Raw genomic sequence first — 24815 nt, forward strand, 5'->3', positions numbered from 1 at the left:
TCCTTCTCCAGCTATCCGTTTTCTATCCAGAGCGTATTGGTCAGCATTTACCCTGAATCATCAGGTCAATCTCCCTTATGGGAGATTCCTTATAAATGAGTTTACACAAAATTATTGACAGACCCTTTTGTTGCAGCACTGACCATCATCATCCTTACCCTTACAGATAAAACTGAGCGAGTATAATAACTAATATATTTATAACGAATTTTTAAAAACTAAATAGCGTAGATATAATTTCGCTTTGACGAAAGGATGAATATCTGATGTACACATGTCTGGGAGGTACATTGTACTTTTGGATACCTTGATCAACCACCTACAATTAAATTTTTCCGTAGGTGGTTTTTTATCTTTTCATAACAACAGTTAATTATTCATTCCTCTAATAATTACCGCAGCAAAAAAGACACCCAGATTAATGAGTGTCTCTACCTAGCAAATATAGTTTATAATAATCTTGTTAGGTGCTGATATTGCTTATTATCTGTCCTAAAATATATCTCACCCTCAAAATCGCCATCTCTATACTTTATCACTGCTAAACTATTATCTGTCTTTTTACCACCAATGGCAGCGCCTGCTCCAGCTCCCAAGCCACCTGTTAAAACACCGCCAATTATAGCTCCAGCAGCGGCTTTACCTGCGGATCGCTGACCTTTTTCGTCCCATTCGATGCCTGTAATCTTAATCTCATACTTTTTATTTCCTGTGTTGTGTTGAAGGATTAGACTATAATCAGTCTCGCCTCTCCATACAATTATCTCACCAGCAATTAGTTTATTAAATCCTCCAAGATAATCAAATCTGCCAGCTAATCCTTTGCTGATCGCCTTTTGCTCATTTTTAAAATTGCTATAAGCCTCTTTAAAATTTAATTGCTCTTTAAATTTGTCAAGCATGCCCATACTCACTTCCCCTTTTGGATTAATAAACCTATTATACTAAATTTATTGGGCATAAATATATGTGTTATACTATTTCCGATGGAGGTGATATAAATGCCGCTTGAAATAACAGCTCGTCATCAATTTGAACATCTTCAAAGAAATATGACTCCTATCGAAGTATATCAAGACGGTAAGTTAGTAGATAAAGGACTTATTTCTAAAATTAAAGATAACTCTATATGTCTTAATAATGACAATTGTTACTTACTACAAAATACTCAGTTTATACTTCCAGTTTAATGTCATCTAAAGTAACGTACGGGTACATTTCTGGTTCAACAGATTTGTACCTATCACGTATACGAATACGTGAAATCATAGCATATTCAATTTTATCTTTATATAATTCATGGATCTCTTTGTTGCTCTTCCCTGCTTCTACGAGTAATTTGATGCGTACGATATCTTCAATCTGACATTTGCCATTCCAGCGAGGATTTGAAATTCCCGATTGAACCTCACTCATTTTGGCTTTATGGTTAGCAGCTTCTCTGCCACTACGCATTTTCTTTTTTACGCACTTTACACGATTCTTGTTATAGAGCATTCCTGCATCCCAATATACATCCTGCCAATATTGTTCAACTATGTACAGGTCACTTTTTCGGCTTACTTGTTCGACGATTGTAAATGCAAATGCATCCTCACCGTACTTATCCCAATCTGCCTGCAAATCTGCATTAGAGTACTTGTCCTTCTTCAGTAAACTTTTATAATTGCTCCATCTCTTTTTGATGTCACTGGCACTCCCAATAATCATCTTGTCATTCTCGTTACATACAATTGCGTACACACCCATTAATTTACTCATTTCTTATTAAACCCCTTCACATCTCTATTATTTTTGCCCAACACAAAAAGGACTGCTTAACTTAAGCAATCCTCCGTATTGGTTCCGTCAATAATAGGTCGCTTGCTACATTACAAGCTAAAGGGCTATTATCACAACAGTCCATATATAAAAGACCCACCTACATAATGTAAGTGAGTCTTAAAAAATCAATATGCAATTACGCCTGTCTCTACTTAAGGTATTCTCATAAAAATATGCCGAGTATCAATGATAAAACCTTATAATACTATTGCTATCAACATTACATAAGTGTATTATAATTTATTTTGATTTATAGGGGAATGATTTATTTCACTATGAATATTCACTCCCCTATAAATACCATTATCTCGAAAACTCAAAAAACACAGACGAGCGAAAGTCCTTGTCTCCCAAGGGATTTCAAATCTATAATTTCAGATGTTTTCTCGTGAATGTGACGAAATCCCTTGGGAGAGTAGGAGAATTTCTATTTGTCGGATTTTTTTTCGTTTTTTCATTTTACTTCTCTTCCATATATCTTTCTGCTTTTCTTTCCAACAGTCGCTACAATATAATTTTCTATTACTTGTAAGTTCTATTCTTTTTCTACAAGATATGAATATTCACTCCCCTATAAATACCATTATCTCGAAAACTCAAAAAACACAGACGAGCGAAAGTCCTTGTCTCCCAAGGGATTTCAAATCTATAATTTCAGATGTTTTCTCGTGAATGTGACGAAATCCCTTGGGAGAGTAGGAGAATTTCTATTACTTCACATTTTTCGTTGAGTTTCTAATTTAAGCGGTGCAAATTTGCGCCATAGATTTACCCTATATTATACTCTCTATTTATTTCATCAATTAATGGGTTATCAAATGGATTATTCAGATTAACACTAGGTCTAGAGTCATCGACGATTATTTTCTTTTCTTCCTGTTGTTTTTCAATTCGTCTCTGCTCTCTCATTCGTTCTTTTTTTGACAAGTTCTCTTCATCATTTGGGCCGTAGCACATCCAATGATCAAATTCCCAATCTTCATCATATTTTTTATCACTGTTGACTTCTTCTTTAATTCGATTACGCAACTGGTCGAACTTGTTTTTATAAATTGTTTGGTTCCATTGATTTTCTTTCAAAACCATATCCTTAAACTGTTTAAACAATTTTGAGATTATTTCACTTGAAACTCTAATATATCCATCATGTTCACCCAATCCATAGTCACCAGACAAAAACCCTCTCATTGGTATCTCTTCAATATGTGTTGTATAACCAGTAAAACCACCATCAAAAGAATGATCCTCAGTCTTATTAGTGCGTATAATTGTATCTTGAAGCGTTAGTTTATCTGCATCATTCACAGAAAAATCAATAACATTTCCATCTCTCATTAAGGGAATACCTTTGCACTTAGCAACAATACTTATAATTTCGTTCTTTTCTCTAACACGTTGCTGTGCCTGTTCTTTCATCTTTGCTTCGTTCAATTTTGCTTCAGCAGCCATCATGTCTTTATTAATGTAGAACATGGTTTTCTCAGGTATTTTTTTCAGTCGCTTGTCACATTGCTCTTTAAACTCTGGAATGTCAATTTGTTTATGATATAAAAGACAATCTTCATATGTAATTCTTGCATTCCAATTTTTCCAGTTACCCCATTCAATTTCTATTTTCTGTTCAGTATCTTGTTGTTCAGTTGAATCATTCATTGGCGTACCTGGAACCTTATCTTGAACCCCAATAAAATACTCGTAAGGAGTGGATTTGTATTGACCGTTATTCAGTTGCTTTTTATTCCATCCTTCGCGACTAACCAGCTTCTTATCAAGCATACTTCCAATTGTTCTTTCTACCGTATCACTGCTACATTCCAGTAGTGATTCCCAAGCAGTAAGGCTTTTATCAAATCCCTTTTTGTTACGGTTCTTTTTATTAGATTGTTCAATGCGATGAATGCAGCAGAGAGCATAATTTTCATATACATCGTCTGTTTTGTCATATAAGCTCTTATGTATCGGCTCATATTTACCGTCAAAGTTGTTGAATGCTATTACTATTGTTTTGTCGTAATTAAATTCACCCTTTTTATTAGCAATCAATTCATCATCAGATGTAAGTATTGTGATTAATCCCCGATCCTGTAACTCCCAAACTTTATTTTTTACATTTCCTTTGTTTATAGCCGATCTTTTATTTTTGTAATAATGTTGAATCTCTGTTAACCTATTGATAGTAATTTCAGCAACGTTCAAAAATGCATTCCATCTACTAGCCAAAAGAGCATACCAGTACCAATCAAGTGGTGATAATTTATATTTACCAGTATCCATAAAACAGTTATAAAATTTAATAAATCCTTCATTCTTCATTTAGTAATTTCCTTCCAAAATTATTTAGTGTTTCAGATTTTCAATTCCAAAAAACACTTACCTACCTTACTGTATTCTGTTAGTTTGTTTTCTGTTAAATTGTATTCTGTTAAATTGTATTCTGTTAATATTAGGGTAGTAAATGCGCTACCTGTTACATGTTTAGTACCCTATCGGAGCATGAACGTGTAGCATGTTTACTCCTGTATCGGTACATGTCACCTGTTACATGTTTAGTACCCTATCGGTAGGATTGAATATGTTACACGTTACACATTCACTACCCTATCGGTTTTATTCCGATTTTTAGAATATTCCTTTACTATCTCGTGAAGCTCAGGTGTACTCTTAAACTGCCAGAATTGATCCTTGCTTACCACATGGAATCCTGTGCAGATGAATTCAAAATTGTGCTGGTATCGAAGGAATCTCATGAGTGATCTATCGTAAACGTAAAAGTATTCTTGCATTAGTTGTTACCTCCAAAAATATTTAGTATCAGGAGAGTAGAGGATATCCTCTACTCTGTTTTCCTGCTAAAATAGACATGTATTTTGATAAGGCTATCCTAAAATTTTTTTGTGTATATTCTTCATTGAAGAGAGTCTTTTCTTCATTATATAAACTTCGTCCGAATCTAAACATGCCTTCAGATGAACGATGAGTTTCTTTGTCTACTTTCTCCAACAATTTAGGAGAAGGGAGATAACTTTCCCCAATTGAATATGGTGAGTGAAATGAAAAGGATATATCGGGAATGTTTTCATTCTCAATTTGAATAAAATATAAGGAATAATAATCTCTTTCGGTATAGTGAATACAATACGAACAAGATTCAATTTCTTCGGAATATATATCTACATACGATTTGATATCAACATCGGTATATTTATATTCATCATAATGCATTGAACACAAATCAATTGTTGTTTTCTTGTGATTTTCAGGTCGATAGAATGCAATACTAGTATAAGGTGACAACACTAATTGCTTCATGGCTTCATTTTTCATTTCGTAAAAAAGTTCTTTTGCATCATAATCACCATTACACTGATGTTCTTTCGCCCATCTTGATATCCATACTGTCCAAAAAGCTAGATCATATGTGGAAGACAGTATACTGTTTTCTTCTAAATCCCATTTACTTCTAATTTTATTTATATTTTTTTCGAATTCAATTCTGGCTTGTGCCTTCTTTTTATTTAATTCGATATTTTTTAAACGTGTATTCTTTGCTTTTTCAACAGCTTTCTTTCTGTTTTCTGATACTTTTTGTTTGTGTGCAACCCTCCATTGTTCAATCATCTCTTTATTTAAGCGATCAATATAGTAACGATTGAATAAGGGATAATTCCCGTATTGGCTCCTCTTGTATCCTACAATTGGAAGCTTATTTTCCTCAGTCCAGCGTTGGCGCTCCGTTTTGGTACAGTTGTATTTCGATTCGAATTCTACCGGTGTTACACCTGTAACTAAACCAAATTGAGTGAAGAATTCCTCAAGCTTAGACTCATCCTTTACACACTTCTCCTGAATAATTTCAAACAATTTGATATCAGACATTCTAGTGTGTGTTTCAAATCCTAAAAATTTTTTTAGTTCTGACTTATTACATTTTTTTACTAAATCCTTACTTATCATTTGTTTCCTCCGATTGTATTTTAGATTTTTTTAGATATAACTAAGTTATAGTTGAAAAATGAACATAGATGATATATAATTCAGATACAGATAAAGAACATGCTTTTAATTAAAATGGAATGATCAGCACCTCCGAACAAGCGAATAAAAAGTTAGGATGCTAGATCACCACAAAGCTAGCACCCCTATCATATTAACATACCAAACTCTAGTAATTATTACAAGAGTTTATTTATCATTCGAATATTTATTTACTTTTTAGATTCTTTTTTATCATTCAAAATATACTTGCTTAAATCCCCAATCAAACGATTCCTCACCCAATGTCTCATCTGACCCTAGTACACATTCCACTGTTTTTTGCCAGTATACAAAATAGCCCTCTTTTACTTCGCATACAAAATTTTTAAAACTATCAATCGGAGCGTAGAAATATAAGTCATTGTATGTGGCAAGGTGATACCCATCATTACTATTTACTACATTTTGATCACTAGTAAAGGCCATCTCTCCATTAATATCAAGTATCCATACTTTTCTAACTTCTACAGCACTAGACATAACAAACAGCTCCTTATTTTAATATTTTTTTGATTTGCTTATATTGTTGTTGTGATAAGATTACATCAGCACCAGTATATCTTGCTATCTTAAGATCATGATCTAATGCAATGACGTTATTTGGATTGAGTAAGGTCGATCTACCTTTTATAAATCCATGTGCTGTTAAAGCATCTCCTAAAAATATAAAATTAGAAATCAAATTATACATAGTATGATCAGCATAACCAATATAGCCGGACTGATCGCATTCAATAAAATCGATTGAATTGACTGGAAGCCAATGCGTCTCTCTATTTTGAGTCATAACGGGAATAGTATACAAAAGTTCAGTCATTCAGGAGAATCCCCTTCCATTTGCTGATAATGTCATCTCGTTCGGCTCTCAGACGGTCAATTTGAGCTTGTACAGCGCCTACTTGCTCATCCGAGGGGAATCGTCCCATATTGGTACTGGCAAGCCGTAGATGGCATTGAGCTATGTCCACCAATGTTTGAAGATCCTCATCAGACATAACGCTTAAAATACATTGGATACTTGGTTTGTCTGTGGTTGTTGGTTGCATGATTCGTCCTCCCTTATACTAAAAATTGGAAATAGGAAATTAGTCCATTATACCCATTGTGAGTCTAGGGTTGTAATGGTAAATTTATATCTGTAATCGTATTTACGATTATTTATACTTTGATTATACATACGTATTTACGATTGGTCAACAACTATTTTTATTTTTTTGGAGGAAATTATGAAAGAGATTAATGACAGGATTAAACAATTGCGTTTAAATGAGGGTCTCAGCATGAAGGCTTTTGCCGAAATCATTGGAGTATCGGCTGGCAACGTAGGCGATTGGGAGAGCGATAAAAGAGTCTCAACACCAAGCTCTGTTGCTTTACAATCAATAGCAAGAAATTTTGAGGTGAGTTTAGATTGGTTAATAAACGGACAAGAATCTATTAGTGTTGAAGGTTTAACACAAGATCAGATTGCTAAAATTAAGCATTATATAGACAATCTTAAAAAAGACCCCCATTGATTAGGAGCCTTAAATCAGAATTTATATGGAGGTGATCTAAAATATGAATAAGCCATTATTGTACCTAAGCCTATTAAGCATCATTATCGGTGTGGCTATTTTTTTGTTAATGTCCCATGATGATCCAGCCTATTTGAGGATTTTAATGCCTTTGTTTAGTGCGAGTACATTGTTGTTGGGATGTATTGGATTTTATAAAAGTATAAAAGCTAATCAATAGGGTAAACATACATAATATTGAGGTGATGCATAAATTGCAAGAAGAGAAAAACAAGGTTGAACCGCTTGAAATTAGTAATAGGTCGCAATATTTACAATAAGCAGTTAACAACAAATCTATCTAATGCTTCTTGTGCTGATTTTAAACTAATAGGGTCTTCTACAAGATGTATCGTCATTTTGAAACCATCGCTGTTTTTATCACATATCAAGCATTTTTCCCCTTCACTATTGATAACTAACCTGTACTTGTCTCCATTAATATAAACAAATTCCTTTTCACTCATGTCGTCACTCCCTCGCTACAGTAAAGATAAGGCGTAAAACTTTAAAATTTAAAAAATATCAAAAGACTATTTAGATATTATAAAACCATTAGAGTAGCATAGATAGTAGTAACTTATGGTGCTTGCAATGGCTGTTTCAAGATGTTGAGCGAGTTAAAATAGTACTAAAAATAGCTCATCAATTTATCTAGTGAGCTGCTTTATGATATTATTTTCCCTAATGAAAAATTGTTCCTGCGGTATTTGTAGCACCAAAAATAGCACCACATCTAACAATTAACAAGACCTAGATCACGATGCGGATTTCGCGCACAAAAAAATCCCTTTAGTATGAAGGGATTTTAAGCTTTAGATGAAATGACCTGTACTGGGTTCGAACCAGTGACCTCCACCCTGTCAAGATGGCGCTCTCCCAGCTGAGCTAACAGGTCGGGTATGCTTGTTGGTTGACTGTGCCGTTTGGCGACAAGGATTATCTTATCAAGTTTTCTCTTGACTGTCAACACGGATTTTTACATTTTCTTTACGGCCCTTTTATAGCCACAGCATTACGGCACCCGCCAGCAGACTGGGCAAGGCGAAACCGAGTACATAAAGCGTCCAGCGCTGCCTGCTCTTTCGATCTTCGTCTGTCTCACTTACCGTATTGCTTCTCACCTGACCGCCGTTTAGCAGTCCACCTGACAGTACAGCAGACAGAAAGCCACCACCAATACCTACAGCCAGAAGCAGCGTTCTCGTCTCGCTCACGCCCGTTCCGTCACTATCTCCACTTACCCAACCATAGATCAGAATGCCGCACATCGCGACCATACCCAGCAAGATGCTCTTCCACATGCCTACTCGCCTCATTTCCTTGCCTCTTCATTTCTGTGTCTTCCCTTATTGTAAACCTGCTCGAATCGATTTGCCAACTTCGACCCTGCTGCCAGTCACCCTCATTCACAGATGTCCGTGCACTTCGAGTCTTGTCATTGCGTCTCATTCCTGATCACTCAGCTTCAACAGCTGCTCCTACAGCTGTTTCCACCACATTCCCGCAAATTCCGGTACGGTGGACCACTGGGCCTCCTTCACCCGATCTGCAAACTCCGCCCCGAAGAAAAACCGTACTTCTTCGATCGCCTCTTCCACATGATCGAACGCATAATCCAGTCTGAAGACTTCTCGCTTCATTCCATATGTCGTTTCCAGTTCCTTGAAATAGGGAACGAGAAAATCAGGCGGTTCTGGCGTGGTCGTCGCCGTTCCCATATTCTCGAACAGGATAATCGTGCCATTTGTTCGCAGCACACGGGTGATTTCCATCATCATTTGCTGCAAGTTGTCACGCCAGCCTGTCACATGAAGGTTGGCTGAATAGCACAAACTCCAACCAGCCAGTACCACATCAAATTGATTATCTCCAAATGGAAGCTGAAGATGGTCAGAAACGACCGTTTCAATGCGTTGCAGTGCCTGCATTCGTGCCTTATCCAAGAGCAGTTCAAGCATTTCCTTTGACACATCCAAGGCCACGACCCGCTCAGCATAGATGGCCGCAGGAAACGTAAGCCGTCCGCTACCTGCCCCAATATCCAGCACCTGCTTACCTTTCAGATCCACGATCCGGCTGATCTCAGGCATCAGGCTGCGTTGACGACCGATCAATTGATCGTATTGCTGGGCTTGTTCTTGATAAATCTGATCATGACTCGACAAACGTAAAACCCCTCTCAATCCTTAATTATAGGTATATACTATTAACTTCATAATTTTTATATATTTCATCTATGTATAAAATCCGGTTATGCTATGAATATATCAAAACCCCATCATTTGGCAAGCGGTTTTTTGATTCTACACCCCAATTAGAAAGGATGTTTACACATGCAAACACATCATTGGAACGCCAATCAATACGACGAGCAACATGGTTATGTTTCCGGCTATGGTCAAGAACTCATAGATGTACTCGCGCCAGTAAAAGGGGAGAACATTCTGGATGTGGGCTGTGGCACGGGAGATTTGGCTGCTGAAATCGCTCAATATGGCAGCCATGTATACGGAATCGATGGTTCCGCAGAGATGATCAACCAGGCGAGAAGCAAATACCCGCAGCTCAACCTGGCCGTGGCAGACGGCCAGCGCTTTCATCTCAACCAGCAGTTCGATGCGGTGTTTTCCAATGCGGCGATCCACTGGATGAAGGAGGAACCCGAAGGTGTGATCCGATGCATTCATCAACATCTGAAGCCAAACGGACGCTTTGTTGCAGAAATGGGTGGCTTCGGAAATATCCAGCATATCATAGAGGCTATTCTTCACGTTCTCCAGCAGGATCATGGCATCGATGCATCGCCCCTGCTGCCGTGGTATTTCCCAACTCGGGAAACCTATACTGCCTTGCTCACCCATCACGAGTTTACCGTACACATGGCGAACATCGTTCCCAGACCGACACCGCTTGTCCCGGGGGAACAGAGCATGCGACACTGGCTCGAACAATTTGCCTCCTCTCTCTTCGTAAGTCTGGATGCCGAGCAACGAGACTCCTGTTTGCATCGTGTCGTTGAACTGCTAAAGCCAAAGCTCTATGACGGGACACGTTGGACAGCAGACTATGTCAGACTGCGCGTGTACGCTACCAAAAATGAGTGACCTGAACCTACAACTAAGGATCGTTACCAGATCGTTCAAGTTCATGGAACCGTCCCAGTCCAGTCAGAGTCCCAAGCGACAAGCATAATTTCAGAGCGGAACGATCTTATGCAACCAGAAGTTACACAACTCGAACAGACTCTGGTACAGTCCTCTTTAGTACAGACGCTGGTTCGGTCTTTGGTGCAGTCTTCTTTGGTGCAGAGTGTGGTACAGTCTTTTGAAAAGTGTTTTGGGATAGGCACTGATACAGACTTGATATATTCATTGGTATACACTCTGGTATTGGGCAGCCTGGCAAATATCTTTCACCTGTCCGTCATTCATAAGACGCACATCAGGGTATAGATAGAAAAATAAGTGAAAGAAACATAGGAGGCCCAAAATGAGAACCAATTGGAGAATAACAGGCTTGCTTATCCTGCTTCTACTCGTTTCCCTTTTCGCTATCGGTTGCATGAATAAACCAGCTGAAAGCAGTGGCGACATCGGTCTGGTCGGGGCAAAGGAATATGTGAAAGGCAAGCCACACATCTTGTTCCTGCAAGAAGTGGAGAAACAAGATGATGTAGACGAATTAGATGACTTGATTGAGGAAGCAGCCCGTAACCGTCAACTCATCTGGTTGTATGTTCAGGATGAAGACATGTACGACACGTTGAACATCGGGGACGTAGTGGAAATACAGGCAAGTGAAGAAGTCGCCGCATCCGACCCGCCTATTGGAACCGCCGAATCGATTCACATCGTGGAATGACTGCCTGCAAATCGTAAGATCCGAACATAAAAAAGGTACCGTATATTTCAACGATACCTGAGCCGTTCATAGCACTCGATTTGATGAAAAGGATAAGGTGATTCGTTCCAAATAAACCCGGATGATATCAAGGGAAACTTTCCATACCAGCCTTTAAACCGTCAGGAAGACAGATTGGCTGGTATGGAAGGTTGAGCCTTTTGCGAGCTCCTGTCTCTTCGCATCGACACCCATAGCGTACAGAGCGGCAGACACCACAGAAAAATTGCATATGGCACATACGCCGTAACCGGAACGTCCAAAATAGTCGCACAGAGCAAGGCGAGCATATTCCAGGGGATCAGTCCGGCTGTCACCAGTGCGGTGTCCGAGACAACCCTCGAAAGATCGGCAGAGGCAAAGCGTTGAATCCACACCGGTCGAACCGTCTTGCCACTTACCATGAGTGGCAGGGTCTGGGTACAGGAGATCATGCCCAATAACACGCCAAACCCGAACAGTTTCATCGTTGCCACCAGCATGGATGTACGGCCGCCCATCATTCGCTGAATCCACGGCTCAATGGCATTCGCTCTTTCCAGCACGCCAATCAGCGCGCCTGCCAGTCCGATTAGGCAGATCAGATCGAGCATATCCAGAAGACCCTTGGTATGCAGCGCGGCATACCCACCTTGATCCCAACCCGTAAGCAGAGAAGTCGACCACTCCATGAGGGTCACACCCTGCCAGATACTGCCGAGCACCATACTGGTGGCAATCGAAATGCCAAACGTCCAGATAAGTGGCCATTTGAGCAACATCGCGGTCACCAGAATCATGGCGGGAAGCGCAAGGGAAATATGCAGATCAAACAGACCGAGATATTCCGGCATCGGAATGCCGTTCGCCCCCCATGCATGACGCAGATCGAGGATCAGGAAGAAAGTAACCGTGAGGGTGATCGCGGCCAGCGTTGTTCCACGAATTGCTTTGCGGTGCACCTCCGGTACATTCCCGGCAGAACTCGCAGTCAGACGGGCTGCACTCGATACAGGTGACGTCCGGTCTCCCACAAAAGCCCCGGAAACCAGTGCCCCTGCACACATCGCTAGCGGGACATCCAGGGCAGCCGCAGCGCCCACAAGCGGAATACCAAGCGCACTCAGCGTTCCGGTTGAAGTACCGAGAATCATCGCCACGATGCTGCTGGATACAAAACAAAACACGAGAAAATAGCTGGGTGGCAGCCACGCCAGACATTGCTGAATCAGGTAGGGGATCGTACCGCTGCCCGTCCAGGCCGGGATCAGAAGTCCCACGAACAGAAGGATCATCATGACCTCTTTTGTATGCCAAGCACCTTCCCGCATGCCCTTTCCTATTTCTCGCCAAGGAATCGCACCACGAAAAGCGACCATAACCGTATAAATCAATCCGATCGAAAACCCGGCAGCCAGCGGCCACCCATTCAAATAACTAATTAATAAGCCCGCCATGGTCATTCCGATCATAGATGCCAGTTTCATGCTGTTGAAAACGGGTTGTTGCATAAACCTTACTCCTCTTTCTTATCCTTATCGGATTGAATCTGCTGAGAGAGCCAGTTCTTCGTGGCTGCTATCGCGCCTTCGAGCGGTCCGGTCGTCCCTTTGAAGGGATGCACCGCCAGGAAAGTATGATTCCCCTCCGGAATCTGTACGTAGGCAAGACGTGGTTGCTGCTCTCTCAGTCTCTCATTTTGCTTCTTCAATCGGGTGAAATCTTCACTGCCCTGAATGAGGATCGCCGGAACGGCCAGTTCGCTGATCCGCGTGATGAGGTCGAATTGCTCCCGATTCCGTTCCATATCCTTCAATATCTCTACATCGAGCGGCATATGCTGCTGCGTACGGCTGTTGAAGACATAAGCCCGTCCTTTCTCCCACATCGCGGCCTTCTCTTCACTGGAAAACAGATCCACATCCCCGATTCCGTTCCAGCTGATCACCCCGTCTACCTGCTCCGGATGATCGAGCGCATAGAGCAAACTAACGCCCGCTCCACGGCTATGACCGAGCAAATAAATAGGCAACTGGTTCGTAGTGCTGTCCGTCTGTTGAACCACATGCGAAGATGCCGAAACAGCCTCAATCAGCACACCCAGATCTTCCAGCTCTCTGCTGTACGTATTGTGCGCAAATTTCTCCAGCTCCGTGAAGGTTTCCATATCCGTCCCCACCCCATTGTGGGAGAAATTAAAGGTCACTACCTCGTACTCGTCGCTTAATTCACTGGCTGTGTAGGGAAACATGCCCCAATCCTTAAAGCCTTTATAGCCATGGCAAATGATCACGATGCCTTTCGGATCACCAGACGGTGGTGAAAACACATCGCCACGCAGGATCCGATCCGGGTCCGTCCCGACCTGCAGTTGAAAGGGTGTCTTGTGCTTCATTCTCCCTATCCGCTCCCTTCTTCATTTCCATTCTGATGGATGATTGCCTTACAAATGAATTCGCTCCCGATTTCTGGCTGATCGCAAACAAGCCTCAATCACGCGCATGTTCAAGAGGCTGTCCTCTGCCGGAAACCTCGGACTACGCCCTTCCAGAATACTGCGACCGAAATCATCGAGCTGCAACGTATAATGATTCACTTCGGGTACCTCTACTTCGCGGCGCTCCCCTTTAACAGATACATAGAAATGCCGATTGTCGGGATCATAAATAAAAGCTGACGGCACCTCGATGCTTCCCTCACTACCAATGATCAGCAAGTTGTTCCGACGCTCTGCCCACATGCCACATTGAAACGTCAACCCGACCTGATTCGGAAACTCAATCAGCCCTGAAGCCATCATATCTACATCATCGTGGTCCTCGGAAAAAAACGCCTGTACCGCCACCGCTTCCGGCTCCCGCTCCAGCACATATCTGGCCGCAGAAATCGGGTAACATCCTACATCATACAGCGAGCCGCCACCCATCTTCTTCTGGAAGCGCACATTATCCGTATCCGTATGCTTATCGAATGTAAAGTTGGCATACAGCCCCCGTATGTCTCCAATCTCTCCGGCGGCGATGCAAGCTTTAATCTGATCATATCGCGGATGATGGCGATACATAAATGCTTCCGTCAGTTGTACGCCTTCCTTCTTGCAAGCTGTCACAGCCCGGGCTGCTTCTTCCTCGCTGATCGCCAGCGGTTTCTCGCACAGCACATGCTTGCCTGCCTGGGCTGCCCGTATCGTCCACTCCGCATGCAAATGATTCGGAAGTGGAATATACACAGCATCGATATCCGGGTCTTGCAACAACTGCTCATAGCTGCCATACGCCCGCTCTATCCCGTGCTCGTCTGCAAATGACCTGGCTTTCTCTTCGTTTCTGGAAGCCACGGCCACTACCACAGCCGTTTCAGATTGCTTCACAGCGGGTAAAAACGATTTTACAGCAATATTGGCCGCGCTCAGAATTCCCCAGCGTACGTGACTTGTCATCGCCGGTTCACCTCCATATGAAATCATGATGAATCAACCATACCATTGACCTGTTGAATTGTCCAAGGTCAACAAATAACCAATTTTCGCATTCTTGGTGCAACCTTTCGAAACTGGCTCGCGTTCATAAGGGTGAACCACCAAAATGATCCATTCAAATTCGTTAGGAGCGTGAAATTGTGAAAAAATCTATGAAACGAGCGCTATCACTTTCTGTAGCTGGCGCGTTGCTGATGTCCAGCTCCGTCTATGCGTTCAATGACATCCAGAATAGTCCGAACCGCAATCAAATTATGGAGCTCAAGCAAAACGGCGTCGTAAATGGCGTCAGCAAGGATCAATTCAACCCGCAAGGGGAAATGACGTATGCCCAGGCCGTCAGCATGGTCGTCAGCGGCTTCAATCTGAATCTGGCCCATATGCTCTTCATCAAAGCCCCGCAGGCCTCGGATTCCTTCACACAGGTGCCGGAAGATGCCTGGTACTCGCAATCGTTCATTATTGCAGGCGTTTATGGTTTGGCCGTTGACCGCGATGTTAATCCGTCTGCGACCATCACCCGTGAAGAATTCGCCAGCCTGATCATGTCGGCGATTGAAGCGAAAGGCAATTATGCCTTTACCGAAATGTACTTCACCATCAATGATGAAGCCGATATCGATCCAGATTCCAAAGGCGACATTCAGAGCTTGTTGAATGCCTCCATTGTAGAACTGGATGAAAACCAGAACTTCTACCCGAAACGTGTCATTACGCGCGGAGAAGCAGCAGGCATTCTGTATGAAGCGCTGCAAATGGTCGACAATCAGGAACCGGTGGACACCGAGCTTCCGGATGGTGACGATCCCGTATCCAATCCGATCGACTCTGATTTATATGAAGGGGACGAAGAAGTGACCCTCGACGATGAGCCTGTGATGAAAGTAAACAAGCTGGATTCGGGGGTTCAGGAAGTAACCGTTACATGGGGAGTCAAACCGAATTCCGGTTATTATCTCATTCTGGAGAAAGTAGAATTTACAGAATCGGGAGAGGCACACGTATATGTTAGAAAACACGTGCCGGTATGGACAGAGTCCTACTTGCAGGCCTTAACACAACCGAAAGTAAATGCGTATGTAGGCGGGGAGTACACCCCGGTTCTGAAAGTCCAAGAGCCAATCGAAAAGGAAAATCCGTTTGCAGGACCTCCGGTTGAGGAGCCTTCATCCCCTTCCACATCTTCCTAAGCCAGGAACATTCACAGCATTCATAGCAGGGGCATCCATAACGGGTGGAAATACAAAAAAATTCCGTTCAACAGCATCAGCTGCCTGAACGGAATTTTTTATGTCTTTATCTTTTTTGTAATTCTTTTTTACGCAATGGTTATGTCTAAATCTATGTATCAGTCCGCAATCATACGTTCTTAATGGTGGGCCCTGAGGGACTCGAACCCCCGACCAATCGGTTATGAGCCGATCGCTCTAACCAACTGAGCTAAAGGCCCGCATGATGAGGTTGGTTGCGGGGGCAGGATTTGAACCTACGACCTTCGGGTTATGAGCCCGACGAGCTACCAGACTGCTCCACCCCGCGTCATTTCAGTGCTGTCGATTACTTGTCGATCACTTGTTGAATACGAACAGCGACAAGAACTAATATACACCAATTTGCTCATCCATGTCAAGCCAATCATCTGAATTCTTTTCTACAGCGTGTAGCGAACTCCGAAACGTCCTTTTCTCGAACGGTATATCTCCACATGTTCTGGACATTCATAGCCGTACAACCACCAGTCCTCTTCCATTCGTCTGGCTACACAGCTCGCCTGGAATTTGGTGTTATACAAGCGATTCCAGTATACCCAATTCATGTCTTACCACTCCATTACGGTTACTAAGCGCTGCTCTCTTCTAGCATAACCAGATGGCGTGGATTTCTTACACATGAATTCAGATTTCAGACGCTTTCTTTGCTGCAGACCCCTACATCCGTTGCCTGCTTATAGCTTAACCGGCAAACGGTTCGATGTTTCCTTCCCGCTCTTCCTCATCCCGCATGCGATGCGCAATCCGTCCGGAAGCAGATGCGGCAATGCTGGCCACCAGATCATCCAGGAACGTATGCACGCCTTTGCCTGTCTTTGTATCCAGCTTGCGAATAATCCCGATTTTATTTTTATCCAGATGACCGAACGTGGTCACCCCAATCGACCCGTATCCAAGTACTGACCCCAGGGCCAGCGTCTCGTCACAGCCAAACAGCCCTTCATCGGACTCTACAATGGATTGCAGCGGTTCAGACAGCTTCTTCTGTTCCGCCAGCTCGTCCAGTTCAATTCCAACCAGCAAAGCATGCTGAAGCTCACGTTTGCGCAGCACTGCGTGCACACTCTCTGCGCATTCCTCCATAGTCAGATCCGGTTGATAGGGAGATTGCATCTCGAACACGATGTAGGCGATATCCTCGATCGTGACGCCGCGGTCACTCAGCTTTCTTAGTGCGGCCTCATGCACTTCTTTGCTATGTACTCTTCTTGTCATCGTGCTCACCTCTTCTGTGAATTTGTACTATTATATCATGTACCTCCTCATACGGAAACAGCCCTCCCGCCTATACGAAATGATCGTAGGCAGGAGGGCTGTGATCCAAATCAATTAGTCAAACGTCTATTCGATCACTTCAATCGTGGCCTCAGATTCTGTAACAGCGCCATCGATCGGGATCCCGAACCCATTGTCACCTTGCGGACGCTGCAGCATTTCATTCCCTCTGGCCGTCCACTCCTGCAAGGCCTCTTTCACTGTCATTTCACCATTCGAGGCCCGGTTAAAGAGGTCATAAGCAAAGGAGCTCACTTCCCAGTAGCGGTTGTTCCGATAATCTGCGAGATAAGGGTTCGGTCCTGTTTTAAGTGTATAGAAAGCTTCCAGATTAATATCATATCCGGCTGGCTCTTCGATGTACGATTTGCGAGATACCATATTATAGGTGCTCTTGGACTTCAGCTTCGCCCATTCTTCCCCATTGATAAAGGCAATCATTTCCCAAGCATCCTCCGTATTTTGCGCTTTAGCCGGAATCGCCATGATCGGATCAAGGGAGGCGAATCCACCCGTGTCCGGCTGGTCAGGATGTACCGGATAGGTAACAAAATCCCACGTGAACGGCTCAAAATCATCCATTTCATTCGCATACGTCATCGCGGTAATGATTTCGTTGATCTGTCCGTAGTCCATCAGCATCATCGCCGTGCGACCGGAGAGGAAATTGTGACTGTAGTAGCGGCTTCTCATTTGTTGCTCGGTCATCTTCTCATAGTCCGGCTCTTCAGGAAAAATATTTGCTTCCTTCAGCTGAATCATTTTCGTCCACACCTGCTCCCATTCCGGGGAATCCACCAGCATGGTATTCGCTTCCGGATCATACACCTGCAAGCCAAGCGATGACGTGTATGATCTCATATCTTCAAACAAATTTCTGCTGTTGGACCATTGGGTGAAGGCGAAGCCATACTTCTTCTCATCCGCAGTCGCATAATGTGCACTGATCCGCTGAGCCAAATCAAAAATTTCATCCCAGGTCATTTTATCTGTAGGAGGGGATACCCCTGCTTCTGTAAAAATATCCAGATTGTAAATAAGTGCTGCAGAAGAAAACGTTGGCGCCAAGGCATACATTTCACCATTTCCTGCTTCACGCAGACTGTCCTTTACGACAGGCACAAAATCTTCCAGATCGAATTCATTGTCCTGAATAAATGGCTCCAGCGATTGCAGCAGATTGTTCTCCACAAATTGCTGCAGGCTGTTTTGGTCCACGAACAGCAAATCCGGCGGATTGTCGCCTTCCAGCAGCTTGGTCATTTCTTCCACCGCATCCGGCTCCTGATTCGGGTTTTCATAATTTTCATTCGTGAAATAATGTTTGTTCCAATCCACAGCCGATACAAATTCAATTTCGATGTTCGGATTCGCAAAGGCATACAGATCTGTATACGTACTGCGCAAATGCTCGTTATTGCCGCTTCCGTACAGCGTGGCTATTCGCAGCAACCGCTTCTCTCCGTCTGTATCCCCTGAATCCTTGCTGCAGGCAGCCAGCACAGTTAGCATCATGACAACCGCCAGCGTCAACGCAGACCATTTCGTCCACTTACTTCTTTTCATTCAGATTCCCCTCCAATTTTTTCGGTGACTTAATGACAATCTGATCACCATCAAACTCCATCGATGCTTTATTATCTATATTCAGCGCCTCCAGAAAATCCTTTGGAATCTGCAGGCGGCCTACTCGATCCACCACCACATACTCTTCATGCGCTTCCCCGATCCTTCTGCTTCCTTCCTGACTGAGCAGATCGAGATTCGGATTTCGCTTCACGAACTCGGTGCTGGTCAGCCCGTCACGGATCGCTATCACCCGATCGACCTTACCAGCGAGCGTCAAATCATGCGTCACAATGACAATGGTCACCCCGAGCTCCTTGTTCATGCGCCGAAAAATATCCATAATCATATCGGCCGTTTGCGTATCCACAGAACCGGTCGGCTCATCCGCCAGCAGCAGCGAAGGTCGGTTGGCCAATGAAATCGCGATGGCCACACGCTGCTGTTCACCACCTGAGAGCTGCTGAAGCTTATTATGCATACGTTCCTTCAGCCCGACCCATTCGAGCAGTTGCCTCGCATATGCCCGATCCAGCTTCCCACTGAGCATCATCGGCATCTCGACATTCTCGATCGCGGTCAGGTAAGGCACCAGATTCCGTGCATTGTTTTGCCAGATGAAGCCCACTGTTTTTCGCTTGTATTCCACCAGCTGGTCATCCGTCATTTTCAGCAGATTCCATTCCCCTACCCGCACCTGACCGGCTGAAGGTTTATCCAGACCACCCAGAATGTTCAACAGGGTAGATTTCCCGCTGCCGCTGTTTCCGATGATCGCCATCATCTCACCCGGCTTTACGTGAATATTCAGTCCCTGCAAGGCCACAACCTCAATTTCATCGGTCTGGTAAATCTTGACCAGTCCTTCACATTCAATCATGGGATCAACGCTCCTCTCCGAGTTTCACCGCCTGATGGACACGCAGCTTGCGAATGTGCATGAATAGCAGGGCGGCCCCGATCACCATCATCACAGATACGACCATGTAGAGCTGCATCGTATCCTGTGAATCGAACACAACTTTGAACGGAGGGACCTGCTTTTGCGCACTTTCCGACGTTTCCAGAAACGGCAGGAAGAGCAAGCTGGTCAACTTGCCGATCAATACCCCGAGTCCGATCGCAAGTCCGGCTGTAAACACCTGCTCCAGAAACAGCATGCCAGTCAGCTGCCTGCGCGACAATCCCATCGCTCTGAGCACCCCGAACTGCACAACTCTGCTGGACAGATTGAAGAACCAGTACAGCACATATCCAGTCAGTGACACCATCACCGATACGAGAAATCCGAGACTCAAAATCCCGAATACTCCCCCACGTGAAGGATGCTTCTCCTGCTTGACCAATTCGCTGCGCATATCCTGAATGGATGACAGCTGAATGCCTTTCTCAGCCAGCGCTTCCACCATCGGTGTGGCCGGTGCGCCATCCTCCATTTTCAGCCATACCTCATAAGGGATGATCGGAACCTGATCATATATGTAGTCCAGGTTGGCCACAAAAAACGGTTGTTCATCTGGATACTGTGAAGGCCAGTAAGGGACTGTGGCCGCTACGATAAATTCAATCGACTGTTGCTCAATCGCAATATTGATGATGTCTCCAGCTTCCAGCCGATGCCGCTCGGCGAAACTCTCCGGCACGATCACCGCCGCTTCATGAAAGCCCAGTACATTCAAATAATGATTCTGATGGACGGGAAGGAGGTCTCCATCCCGGAACCAGGCCACCTCAGAGAAGGACAGATTGTCAATGCCCAGCACAACACCCTGACCGGCTGTACGTCCAGCCACTACTGCATTGCCCGGTGTCTTCAGCACTCTGGCAGCCTGCTCCACGCCTGGCAAGTTTTGAAAGATCTGAAAAGGAGGCTCGCGGTAGTTCACCTTGACCGGGGGCTTCTGTCCGCCAGGCTGATTGGGCCCGCCCGGTTGACCTCCGCCACCGCCATTGTCCGGATTTTCTCCGCCTCCTTTGTCCTCCCCAGGCTGCTTCGGAGGAGCATCCGGGAAAACTTCCACAAACCCTTCCCATACGCTACGCACCACGACATCCGTCCCGTACTCGTACTGCGTGCGCTCCGTTGAATTTTGATCAATCGTTCGGGCCGAGGACGCATTATAGACCCCAAGACCAAGCGTCAGAATCAACAGCAGCATGAGCGGATAATACGATCTCGCGGAACGGGACAGCTGTGTCAGAGTCAGGTACAGCGGAACAGGCATGAATGATTTGCCCAGCCATGTAAACAGCTTCAGCAGCCACGGGAAAATGCGCAGGAACAGCAGTCCCAATGAGAAAATACTAAGCGCGGGCACAAAGAACAGCAAAGGCTGCACCTGCAGCTCACTGTTGGACAGGCCCGTCTGCATAGACAGTACCTGATTCTGCTCAAAAGTGTACCAGCCATAACCGACTGCCCCCACCAGTGCCACATCGAGAAACCAGCGCATCCAGAGTGGCTTGCGGTCTCCCCGCGCCATTTGCTTGCGCATGCCTACAATGGATTGTCTGGCATACGAGATGGCAGGAATGAGACTGGACAGCATGGCGATCAGCACCGTAACCAGTCCGTACAGCACGGCATCCATATTGATATCGATCGGAATGGATGACCGATTGACAAATGATAAAAAGCCGTTCGATGAACCGATGCTTTTTGCCATAAACCAGCCCAGCAGCGGCCCTGTCAAAATGGCAACTGCACCGAGCAGCAGTCCTTCAATAAAATAAACGAGGAAAATTTGCTTCGTACTGCCTCCCCGGCTGCGAAGCACGGCAATGTCACTGCGCTGACGTTCCAGCGACTGTCTGGCATTCATCGCGATATAATAAAAGACCATCGCAATCATCGGAGCCGCCAGCGTAAACAGCAGAGCTTGCAATTGCAGGCTTTGCTTGCGGAAGTCTTTCAGCATGTCTTCGAATGAGAGATCAACTTTTGTATTTTTCAGCAACTGATATACATCGACATCCAGTCTCTCCAGTGTGCCAGCCAGGGAAGACAGCTGACTCGTCTGAATGTCCCGCAGATCGATATTGTAATACCATTTGGCCAAATCCAGCGGCAAACGCTGTTTTTCCAGCAATTCTTCCTCCATGACCTTCTCGCTGATCACAAAAGTATTCAGCATCGCATCCATGCCCTGAAACCAGTAGGCATCAAACGGATTGGTCGATCCCTCGGGCTCAAAGGTTCCCACGATCTTCACTTTAATCGTGCTGTTCACATTTCCTGCCGAGACGGGATACGCATACGTCTCTCCCACCCTGAAATAATTGCGGTACAAGGAATCCTGAAGCACAATGGCCTCCACGACCCCGTTTTTCATCTCATCACTGAACAGGCTGCCGCTCTCCACACGGATATGAGACTGCACATCTGTCAGGGACATCATGGACATCTGGCGTCGCTTGCTTGCATCGGTATCCGGGTCCAGCGGTTTGATACGGGTGGAGCGAAGCGAATATGCTCGCACATAGTTATGTTGAGGGAATGCGATTTTTTCCGGAATTTCGTCCGTTATGTATTGATTGACTTCCTTCAGTGCATCCAAATCCGGTTTTTCTGCCCCAACTGCCTGATAACGAATGAGCAGTGATCCGGCTGGCAGTCCGCTGTTGTTCTCCATCAGGGAGTTCGCTACAACCCGCTTCAGCGATCCATTGGCATACATCGGGATACTGGTTGAGAATGCCACCGCGATAATAAGTCCCGCCAGCGTACTGATCGTCAGCCAGCGGGTATTCCACATTTTTCGAAATACAAACCGCAGCATGAGCATTATTTACCCACTACTTTCTGACCGGGCTCCAGCCCTTTCACAATCTCCACGACCGTCGAGGATTGCTGCCCAACCTCAACGTCAACCTCCCGCTTGCTCCCGTCCTCGTCTACGACCTGCACGTAGGTGCGGCCTCCGTAAGTTCGCAAGGTAGAAGGAGGGATGACGATGGCATTTTCCTTACGCTGAATGACGATCGCGACACTCAGTGGGGTACCGCGGTTCAACCCTTCCGGCATTTCACTGAGTTCAACCACAAGGAAATCCTCGATCTTCTCTATTTTGGTCCCGCCACCATTCGGATTGTACGGATCGAAACCGTTGAACGAATCCCGATTCCCCTCCGACGTTTCATTGACCGGCATCTGCTTGACTTTTCCCTTGTGCTGTCCAGCTCCGTTAATCTCTACAATCGCCTCCATCCCCGGGGCGACCTTTTGCAGATCGTTGCTGCTGAGCTTTGCCGTCACCGCCAGCTGGGTCAGATCAGCCAGTACGGCCACCGGACTGTATGCCTTCACCTGATCCCCCTTGGCAGCACTGATGGTCACAATCGTGCCGCTAAACGGCGCCGTCAGCGTTGAACGTCCAATCTGTTCCTGAAGCTCCGTCAGCTCCAGACGCTGCTTCTCGAATTGAATCTTCTCCCGTTCAAATTCTTCATCGGTCATCTGATCCTGGTTCCGCAGCGTCTGCTTCATCCGCAGCTCCGCTTCCCGAAATCCGAGTCGCTTCTCGCGCAGTTGATCCTGCAATTCCTGTACATCCAGGGACATCAGCACGTCCCCCGCCTGGACAAAGTCACCCGGCGCGATGTAAATATCCCGAATCCGCTTTCCTTCCTCTGTGAAGAACAGCGTTTCCTCTCTGGCCGACATCAGCTTGCCTACCCCGCTCACCTTTGACTCAATCGTTTGCGCGGCTGCTGCATAGACTGGCTTCTCCGACAGCTTCGGCGGCGTAATCACCGGTATGACTTCCTCCTGCTTTTCTTCGGGCAACAGGGCACAGCCACTGGCGCTAATTCCGATCATCACGGCCAGAACAGCCACCGTCCACTTTCTGCTTCGTTTACGATCATGGCTGTATGTCTTCGATCGCTGTTTCTGTAAATCTTCCATCCACCATTTGATAGACATGATCGGCTACCTCCAATATTGTAGGGTCGTGCGTAGTCATGCATATGGTCACATGCTCTGCCTCGATAATATCCTGAAAAACCGCCATGATCTGGGCACCCATCTGCGAATCCAGCTCCGCCGTAGGCTCATCAGCCAGAATCAGAGACGGTCGATGAGCAATCGCCTTGGCAATGGCCACCCGCTGCTGTTCTCCCCCCGACATCTCAAAAGGGCGATGATCCATACGCTTGCCCAGTCCCACAAGCTCCAGACAATGCTTCACCCGTGACTTCCACTCGCTTCTCGGATAGCCGGACATGCGAAGCGAGAGCTCCACATTCTCATACGCGGACAGCAAGGGCAAAAGCGCATAGGTTTGAAAAATAAAGCCGATTTCCTTACGCCGTATCCGGGTTCTCTTCTCGTCACTCCAGGCATGAATGGGACGTTCCTTGAAGTATACTTCGCCTCTGGACGGTTGATCGAGACCCCCAATAATGTTCATGAGGGTCGTTTTTCCTGAACCGGAGCGCCCTCTCAACATGACAAGCTGCTTCGGCCATAATTCCATATGTATACCTTTCAATACGTCCAGTTTGCGCCCTCCTGTCTGAAAGGAACGCTCGACGCCACTGACTTTCAGTAAAGGTCCTTCGTATTCCGGTTCCTTCACCATCTGACTGCCCGCAGGCTGACCGGCTGAATCATTCGTTGCGGCCTCATCTTGATTCGTCCGTTCACCTAAAGCCATCTCCACGCCTGACCCGGTGGACCGTGCATCGGATTGTGGGCGTTCCATGTCATCCGCGTGTTCAGAGATACCCATGACAATCGGCTCCTGAGACACGTTGGTGACACTGTCAACACCAGGCTGCTCAGCGACTTTCTGGGCATCCAAATGGCTGGTCGGTTCTTTTTTCTTTAATCGCCATCGCATACAGACACACTTTCCCCCTCTGATGATTTCTCTACGTATATATGGACGACATCATCCCATAAAAGGTTACATCCTCTGCAAATTT

The 24815-nt window shown here is 45.1% G+C and carries 26 protein-coding genes and 3 tRNA genes; 6 read left to right on the forward strand and 23 right to left on the reverse strand.

The features are described from left to right. Positions 1-449: 449 nt before the first annotated feature. A complete protein-coding gene (locus ACFSUC_RS11795; RefSeq protein WP_379929792.1) occupies positions 450-908 on the reverse strand; it encodes a hypothetical protein in 459 nt (152 codons plus the stop codon). Positions 909-1001: 93 nt separating this feature from the next. Here ACFSUC_RS11795 and ACFSUC_RS11800 point away from each other — a divergent pair, with 93 nt between their 5' ends. Beyond that, positions 1002-1190: a hypothetical protein gene (locus ACFSUC_RS11800; protein ID WP_379929794.1), complete on the forward strand. Its 189-nt coding sequence runs from the start codon at positions 1002-1004 to the stop codon at positions 1188-1190. On the opposite strand, the gene ACFSUC_RS11805 is transcribed toward ACFSUC_RS11800, so the two are convergent. The 6 genes from ACFSUC_RS11805 to ACFSUC_RS11830 all read right to left on the reverse strand — a co-directional run bounded on the left by ACFSUC_RS11805 (position 1174) and on the right by ACFSUC_RS11830 (position 6905). After that, positions 1174-1761 (reverse strand): GIY-YIG nuclease family protein, encoded by a 588-nt coding sequence (locus tag ACFSUC_RS11805; protein ID WP_379929795.1) that lies wholly within the window; start codon positions 1759-1761, stop codon positions 1174-1176. The genes ACFSUC_RS11800 and ACFSUC_RS11805 overlap by 17 nt on opposite strands. Before the next feature lie 831 nt (positions 1762-2592). Next, entirely contained in the window at positions 2593-4137 is a 1545-nt protein-coding gene (locus ACFSUC_RS11810; RefSeq protein WP_379929796.1) for a hypothetical protein, read from the reverse strand. Positions 4138-4635: 498 nt separating this feature from the next. Beyond that, positions 4636-5778, reverse strand: a complete 1143-nt coding sequence (locus ACFSUC_RS11815) for a hypothetical protein (protein WP_379929798.1) — start codon at positions 5776-5778, stop codon at positions 4636-4638. Between the two features lie 273 nt (positions 5779-6051). Then, complete coding sequence (locus ACFSUC_RS11820) at positions 6052-6339, reverse strand: hypothetical protein (protein ID WP_379929800.1); 288 nt, start codon at positions 6337-6339, stop codon at positions 6052-6054. 13 nt (positions 6340-6352) lie between these two features. Beyond that, positions 6353-6676: a hypothetical protein gene (locus ACFSUC_RS11825; RefSeq protein WP_379929801.1), complete on the reverse strand. Its 324-nt coding sequence runs from the start codon at positions 6674-6676 to the stop codon at positions 6353-6355. Continuing rightward, positions 6669-6905, reverse strand: coding sequence for a hypothetical protein (locus tag ACFSUC_RS11830; RefSeq protein WP_379929802.1), 237 nt, complete (start codon positions 6903-6905; stop codon positions 6669-6671). The genes ACFSUC_RS11825 and ACFSUC_RS11830 overlap by 8 nt, the downstream gene beginning before the upstream one ends. Positions 6906-7085: 180 nt before the next feature. On the opposite strand from ACFSUC_RS11830, the gene ACFSUC_RS11835 reads away from it, so the two are divergent. Further along, positions 7086-7376: a helix-turn-helix domain-containing protein gene (locus ACFSUC_RS11835; protein ID WP_379929803.1), complete on the forward strand. Its 291-nt coding sequence runs from the start codon at positions 7086-7088 to the stop codon at positions 7374-7376. A 43-nt stretch (positions 7377-7419) separates the two neighbouring features. After that, positions 7420-7596 (forward strand): hypothetical protein, encoded by a 177-nt coding sequence (locus tag ACFSUC_RS11840; RefSeq protein ID WP_379929804.1) that lies wholly within the window; start codon positions 7420-7422, stop codon positions 7594-7596. A gap of 91 nt (positions 7597-7687) precedes the next feature. On the opposite strand, the gene ACFSUC_RS11845 is transcribed toward ACFSUC_RS11840, so the two are convergent. From ACFSUC_RS11845 to ACFSUC_RS11860, 4 genes are all read right to left on the reverse strand, one after another. Further along, the gene (locus tag ACFSUC_RS11845) at positions 7688-7882 is read right to left on the reverse strand and encodes a hypothetical protein (RefSeq protein ID WP_379929805.1); all 195 of its coding nucleotides are present in this window, start codon (positions 7880-7882) and stop codon (positions 7688-7690) included. A 358-nt stretch (positions 7883-8240) separates the two neighbouring features. Next, a tRNA-Val gene (locus ACFSUC_RS11850) sits at positions 8241-8313 on the reverse strand. 103 nt (positions 8314-8416) lie between these two features. After that, positions 8417-8734, reverse strand: a complete 318-nt coding sequence (locus ACFSUC_RS11855) for a DUF5316 family protein (RefSeq protein ID WP_379929807.1) — start codon at positions 8732-8734, stop codon at positions 8417-8419. Positions 8735-8896: 162 nt separating this feature from the next. Next, positions 8897-9583: a class I SAM-dependent methyltransferase gene (locus ACFSUC_RS11860; protein WP_379929808.1), complete on the reverse strand. Its 687-nt coding sequence runs from the start codon at positions 9581-9583 to the stop codon at positions 8897-8899. A 168-nt stretch (positions 9584-9751) separates the two neighbouring features. Here ACFSUC_RS11860 and ACFSUC_RS11865 point away from each other — a divergent pair, with 168 nt between their 5' ends. After that, positions 9752-10522 carry a class I SAM-dependent methyltransferase gene (locus ACFSUC_RS11865; RefSeq protein WP_379929809.1) on the forward strand — a complete coding sequence of 257 codons (771 nt, stop codon included), beginning with the start codon at positions 9752-9754 and terminating at the stop codon, positions 10520-10522. A gap of 385 nt (positions 10523-10907) precedes the next feature. Next, entirely contained in the window at positions 10908-11279 is a 372-nt protein-coding gene (locus ACFSUC_RS11870; RefSeq protein ID WP_379929810.1) for a DUF3221 domain-containing protein, read from the forward strand. 161 nt (positions 11280-11440) lie between these two features. Here ACFSUC_RS11870 and ACFSUC_RS11875 read toward each other — a convergent pair whose 3' ends face one another. From ACFSUC_RS11875 to ACFSUC_RS11885, 3 genes are read right to left on the reverse strand one after another with little or no spacing between them, the layout of a single operon-like run. Continuing rightward, positions 11441-12808: a Na+/H+ antiporter NhaC family protein gene (locus tag ACFSUC_RS11875; RefSeq protein WP_379929811.1), complete on the reverse strand. Its 1368-nt coding sequence runs from the start codon at positions 12806-12808 to the stop codon at positions 11441-11443. A 5-nt stretch (positions 12809-12813) separates the two neighbouring features. Beyond that, a complete protein-coding gene (locus ACFSUC_RS11880) occupies positions 12814-13692 on the reverse strand; it encodes an alpha/beta hydrolase family protein (protein WP_379929812.1) in 879 nt (292 codons plus the stop codon). A gap of 48 nt (positions 13693-13740) precedes the next feature. After that, the gene (locus tag ACFSUC_RS11885) at positions 13741-14736 is read right to left on the reverse strand and encodes a Gfo/Idh/MocA family protein (RefSeq protein WP_379929813.1); all 996 of its coding nucleotides are present in this window, start codon (positions 14734-14736) and stop codon (positions 13741-13743) included. 179 nt (positions 14737-14915) lie between these two features. Here ACFSUC_RS11885 and ACFSUC_RS11890 point away from each other — a divergent pair, with 179 nt between their 5' ends. Next, the gene (locus ACFSUC_RS11890) at positions 14916-15965 is read left to right on the forward strand and encodes an S-layer homology domain-containing protein (protein WP_379929814.1); all 1050 of its coding nucleotides are present in this window, start codon (positions 14916-14918) and stop codon (positions 15963-15965) included. A 183-nt stretch (positions 15966-16148) separates the two neighbouring features. On the opposite strand, the gene ACFSUC_RS11895 is transcribed toward ACFSUC_RS11890, so the two are convergent. The 9 genes from ACFSUC_RS11895 to ACFSUC_RS11935 form a co-directional block, all read right to left on the reverse strand. Next, a tRNA-Ile gene (locus ACFSUC_RS11895) sits at positions 16149-16225 on the reverse strand. A 12-nt stretch (positions 16226-16237) separates the two neighbouring features. Then, positions 16238-16314: transfer RNA gene (locus tag ACFSUC_RS11900), tRNA-Met, on the reverse strand. A gap of 112 nt (positions 16315-16426) precedes the next feature. Further along, positions 16427-16591 (reverse strand): hypothetical protein, encoded by a 165-nt coding sequence (locus ACFSUC_RS11905; protein WP_379929815.1) that lies wholly within the window; start codon positions 16589-16591, stop codon positions 16427-16429. Positions 16592-16727: 136 nt separating this feature from the next. Continuing rightward, positions 16728-17261, reverse strand: coding sequence for a phosphatidylglycerophosphatase A family protein (locus tag ACFSUC_RS11910; RefSeq protein ID WP_379929816.1), 534 nt, complete (start codon positions 17259-17261; stop codon positions 16728-16730). A gap of 126 nt (positions 17262-17387) precedes the next feature. Further along, entirely contained in the window at positions 17388-18887 is a 1500-nt protein-coding gene (locus ACFSUC_RS11915; RefSeq protein WP_379929817.1) for an ABC transporter substrate-binding protein, read from the reverse strand. Continuing rightward, positions 18874-19767, reverse strand: coding sequence for an ABC transporter ATP-binding protein (locus tag ACFSUC_RS11920; RefSeq protein ID WP_379929818.1), 894 nt, complete (start codon positions 19765-19767; stop codon positions 18874-18876). The genes ACFSUC_RS11915 and ACFSUC_RS11920 overlap by 14 nt, the downstream gene beginning before the upstream one ends. 4 nt (positions 19768-19771) lie before the next feature. Further along, on the reverse strand, positions 19772-22672 hold the full coding sequence (locus ACFSUC_RS11925; RefSeq protein ID WP_379929819.1) for an ABC transporter permease: 2901 nt from the start codon (positions 22670-22672) through the stop codon (positions 19772-19774). Continuing rightward, positions 22672-23811 carry an efflux RND transporter periplasmic adaptor subunit gene (locus tag ACFSUC_RS11930; RefSeq protein WP_379929821.1) on the reverse strand — a complete coding sequence of 380 codons (1140 nt, stop codon included), beginning with the start codon at positions 23809-23811 and terminating at the stop codon, positions 22672-22674. Before ACFSUC_RS11930 ends, ACFSUC_RS11925 begins: the two co-directional genes overlap by 1 nt. Next, positions 23750-24730 (reverse strand): ABC transporter ATP-binding protein, encoded by a 981-nt coding sequence (locus tag ACFSUC_RS11935; protein ID WP_379929822.1) that lies wholly within the window; start codon positions 24728-24730, stop codon positions 23750-23752. The genes ACFSUC_RS11930 and ACFSUC_RS11935 overlap by 62 nt, the downstream gene beginning before the upstream one ends. Between the last annotated feature and the right edge of the window lie 85 nt (positions 24731-24815).

The organism is Marinicrinis sediminis (assembly GCF_042685085.1).
GTDB classification, from domain to species: domain Bacteria; phylum Bacillota; class Bacilli; order Paenibacillales; family KCTC-33676; genus Marinicrinis; species Marinicrinis sediminis.

Coding starts and splice junctions, on each gene's coding strand:
- ACFSUC_RS11935 (WP_379929822.1), bottom strand. CDS start 24,730: ATGCGATGGCGATTAAAGAAAAAAGAACCGACCAGCCATTTGGATGCC.
- ACFSUC_RS11835 (WP_379929803.1), top strand. CDS start 7,086: ATGAAAGAGATTAATGACAGGATTAAACAATTGCGTTTAAATGAGGGT.
- ACFSUC_RS11820 (WP_379929800.1), bottom strand. CDS start 6,339: ATGTCTAGTGCTGTAGAAGTTAGAAAAGTATGGATACTTGATATTAAT.
- ACFSUC_RS11925 (WP_379929819.1), bottom strand. CDS start 22,672: ATGCTCATGCTGCGGTTTGTATTTCGAAAAATGTGGAATACCCGCTGG.
- ACFSUC_RS11845 (WP_379929805.1), bottom strand. CDS start 7,882: ATGAGTGAAAAGGAATTTGTTTATATTAATGGAGACAAGTACAGGTTA.
- ACFSUC_RS11875 (WP_379929811.1), bottom strand. CDS start 12,808: ATGCAACAACCCGTTTTCAACAGCATGAAACTGGCATCTATGATCGGA.
- ACFSUC_RS11865 (WP_379929809.1), top strand. CDS start 9,752: ATGCAAACACATCATTGGAACGCCAATCAATACGACGAGCAACATGGT.
- ACFSUC_RS11905 (WP_379929815.1), bottom strand. CDS start 16,591: ATGAATTGGGTATACTGGAATCGCTTGTATAACACCAAATTCCAGGCG.
- ACFSUC_RS11825 (WP_379929801.1), bottom strand. CDS start 6,676: ATGACTGAACTTTTGTATACTATTCCCGTTATGACTCAAAATAGAGAG.
- ACFSUC_RS11885 (WP_379929813.1), bottom strand. CDS start 14,736: ATGACAAGTCACGTACGCTGGGGAATTCTGAGCGCGGCCAATATTGCT.
- ACFSUC_RS11800 (WP_379929794.1), top strand. CDS start 1,002: ATGCCGCTTGAAATAACAGCTCGTCATCAATTTGAACATCTTCAAAGA.
- ACFSUC_RS11855 (WP_379929807.1), bottom strand. CDS start 8,734: ATGAGGCGAGTAGGCATGTGGAAGAGCATCTTGCTGGGTATGGTCGCG.
- ACFSUC_RS11910 (WP_379929816.1), bottom strand. CDS start 17,261: ATGACAAGAAGAGTACATAGCAAAGAAGTGCATGAGGCCGCACTAAGA.
- ACFSUC_RS11840 (WP_379929804.1), top strand. CDS start 7,420: ATGAATAAGCCATTATTGTACCTAAGCCTATTAAGCATCATTATCGGT.
- ACFSUC_RS11830 (WP_379929802.1), bottom strand. CDS start 6,905: ATGCAACCAACAACCACAGACAAACCAAGTATCCAATGTATTTTAAGC.
- ACFSUC_RS11815 (WP_379929798.1), bottom strand. CDS start 5,778: ATGATAAGTAAGGATTTAGTAAAAAAATGTAATAAGTCAGAACTAAAA.
- ACFSUC_RS11870 (WP_379929810.1), top strand. CDS start 10,908: ATGAGAACCAATTGGAGAATAACAGGCTTGCTTATCCTGCTTCTACTC.
- ACFSUC_RS11810 (WP_379929796.1), bottom strand. CDS start 4,137: ATGAAGAATGAAGGATTTATTAAATTTTATAACTGTTTTATGGATACT.
- ACFSUC_RS11920 (WP_379929818.1), bottom strand. CDS start 19,767: ATGATTGAATGTGAAGGACTGGTCAAGATTTACCAGACCGATGAAATT.
- ACFSUC_RS11915 (WP_379929817.1), bottom strand. CDS start 18,887: ATGAAAAGAAGTAAGTGGACGAAATGGTCTGCGTTGACGCTGGCGGTT.
- ACFSUC_RS11805 (WP_379929795.1), bottom strand. CDS start 1,761: ATGAGTAAATTAATGGGTGTGTACGCAATTGTATGTAACGAGAATGAC.
- ACFSUC_RS11795 (WP_379929792.1), bottom strand. CDS start 908: ATGGGCATGCTTGACAAATTTAAAGAGCAATTAAATTTTAAAGAGGCT.
- ACFSUC_RS11930 (WP_379929821.1), bottom strand. CDS start 23,811: ATGTCTATCAAATGGTGGATGGAAGATTTACAGAAACAGCGATCGAAG.
- ACFSUC_RS11880 (WP_379929812.1), bottom strand. CDS start 13,692: ATGAAGCACAAGACACCCTTTCAACTGCAGGTCGGGACGGACCCGGAT.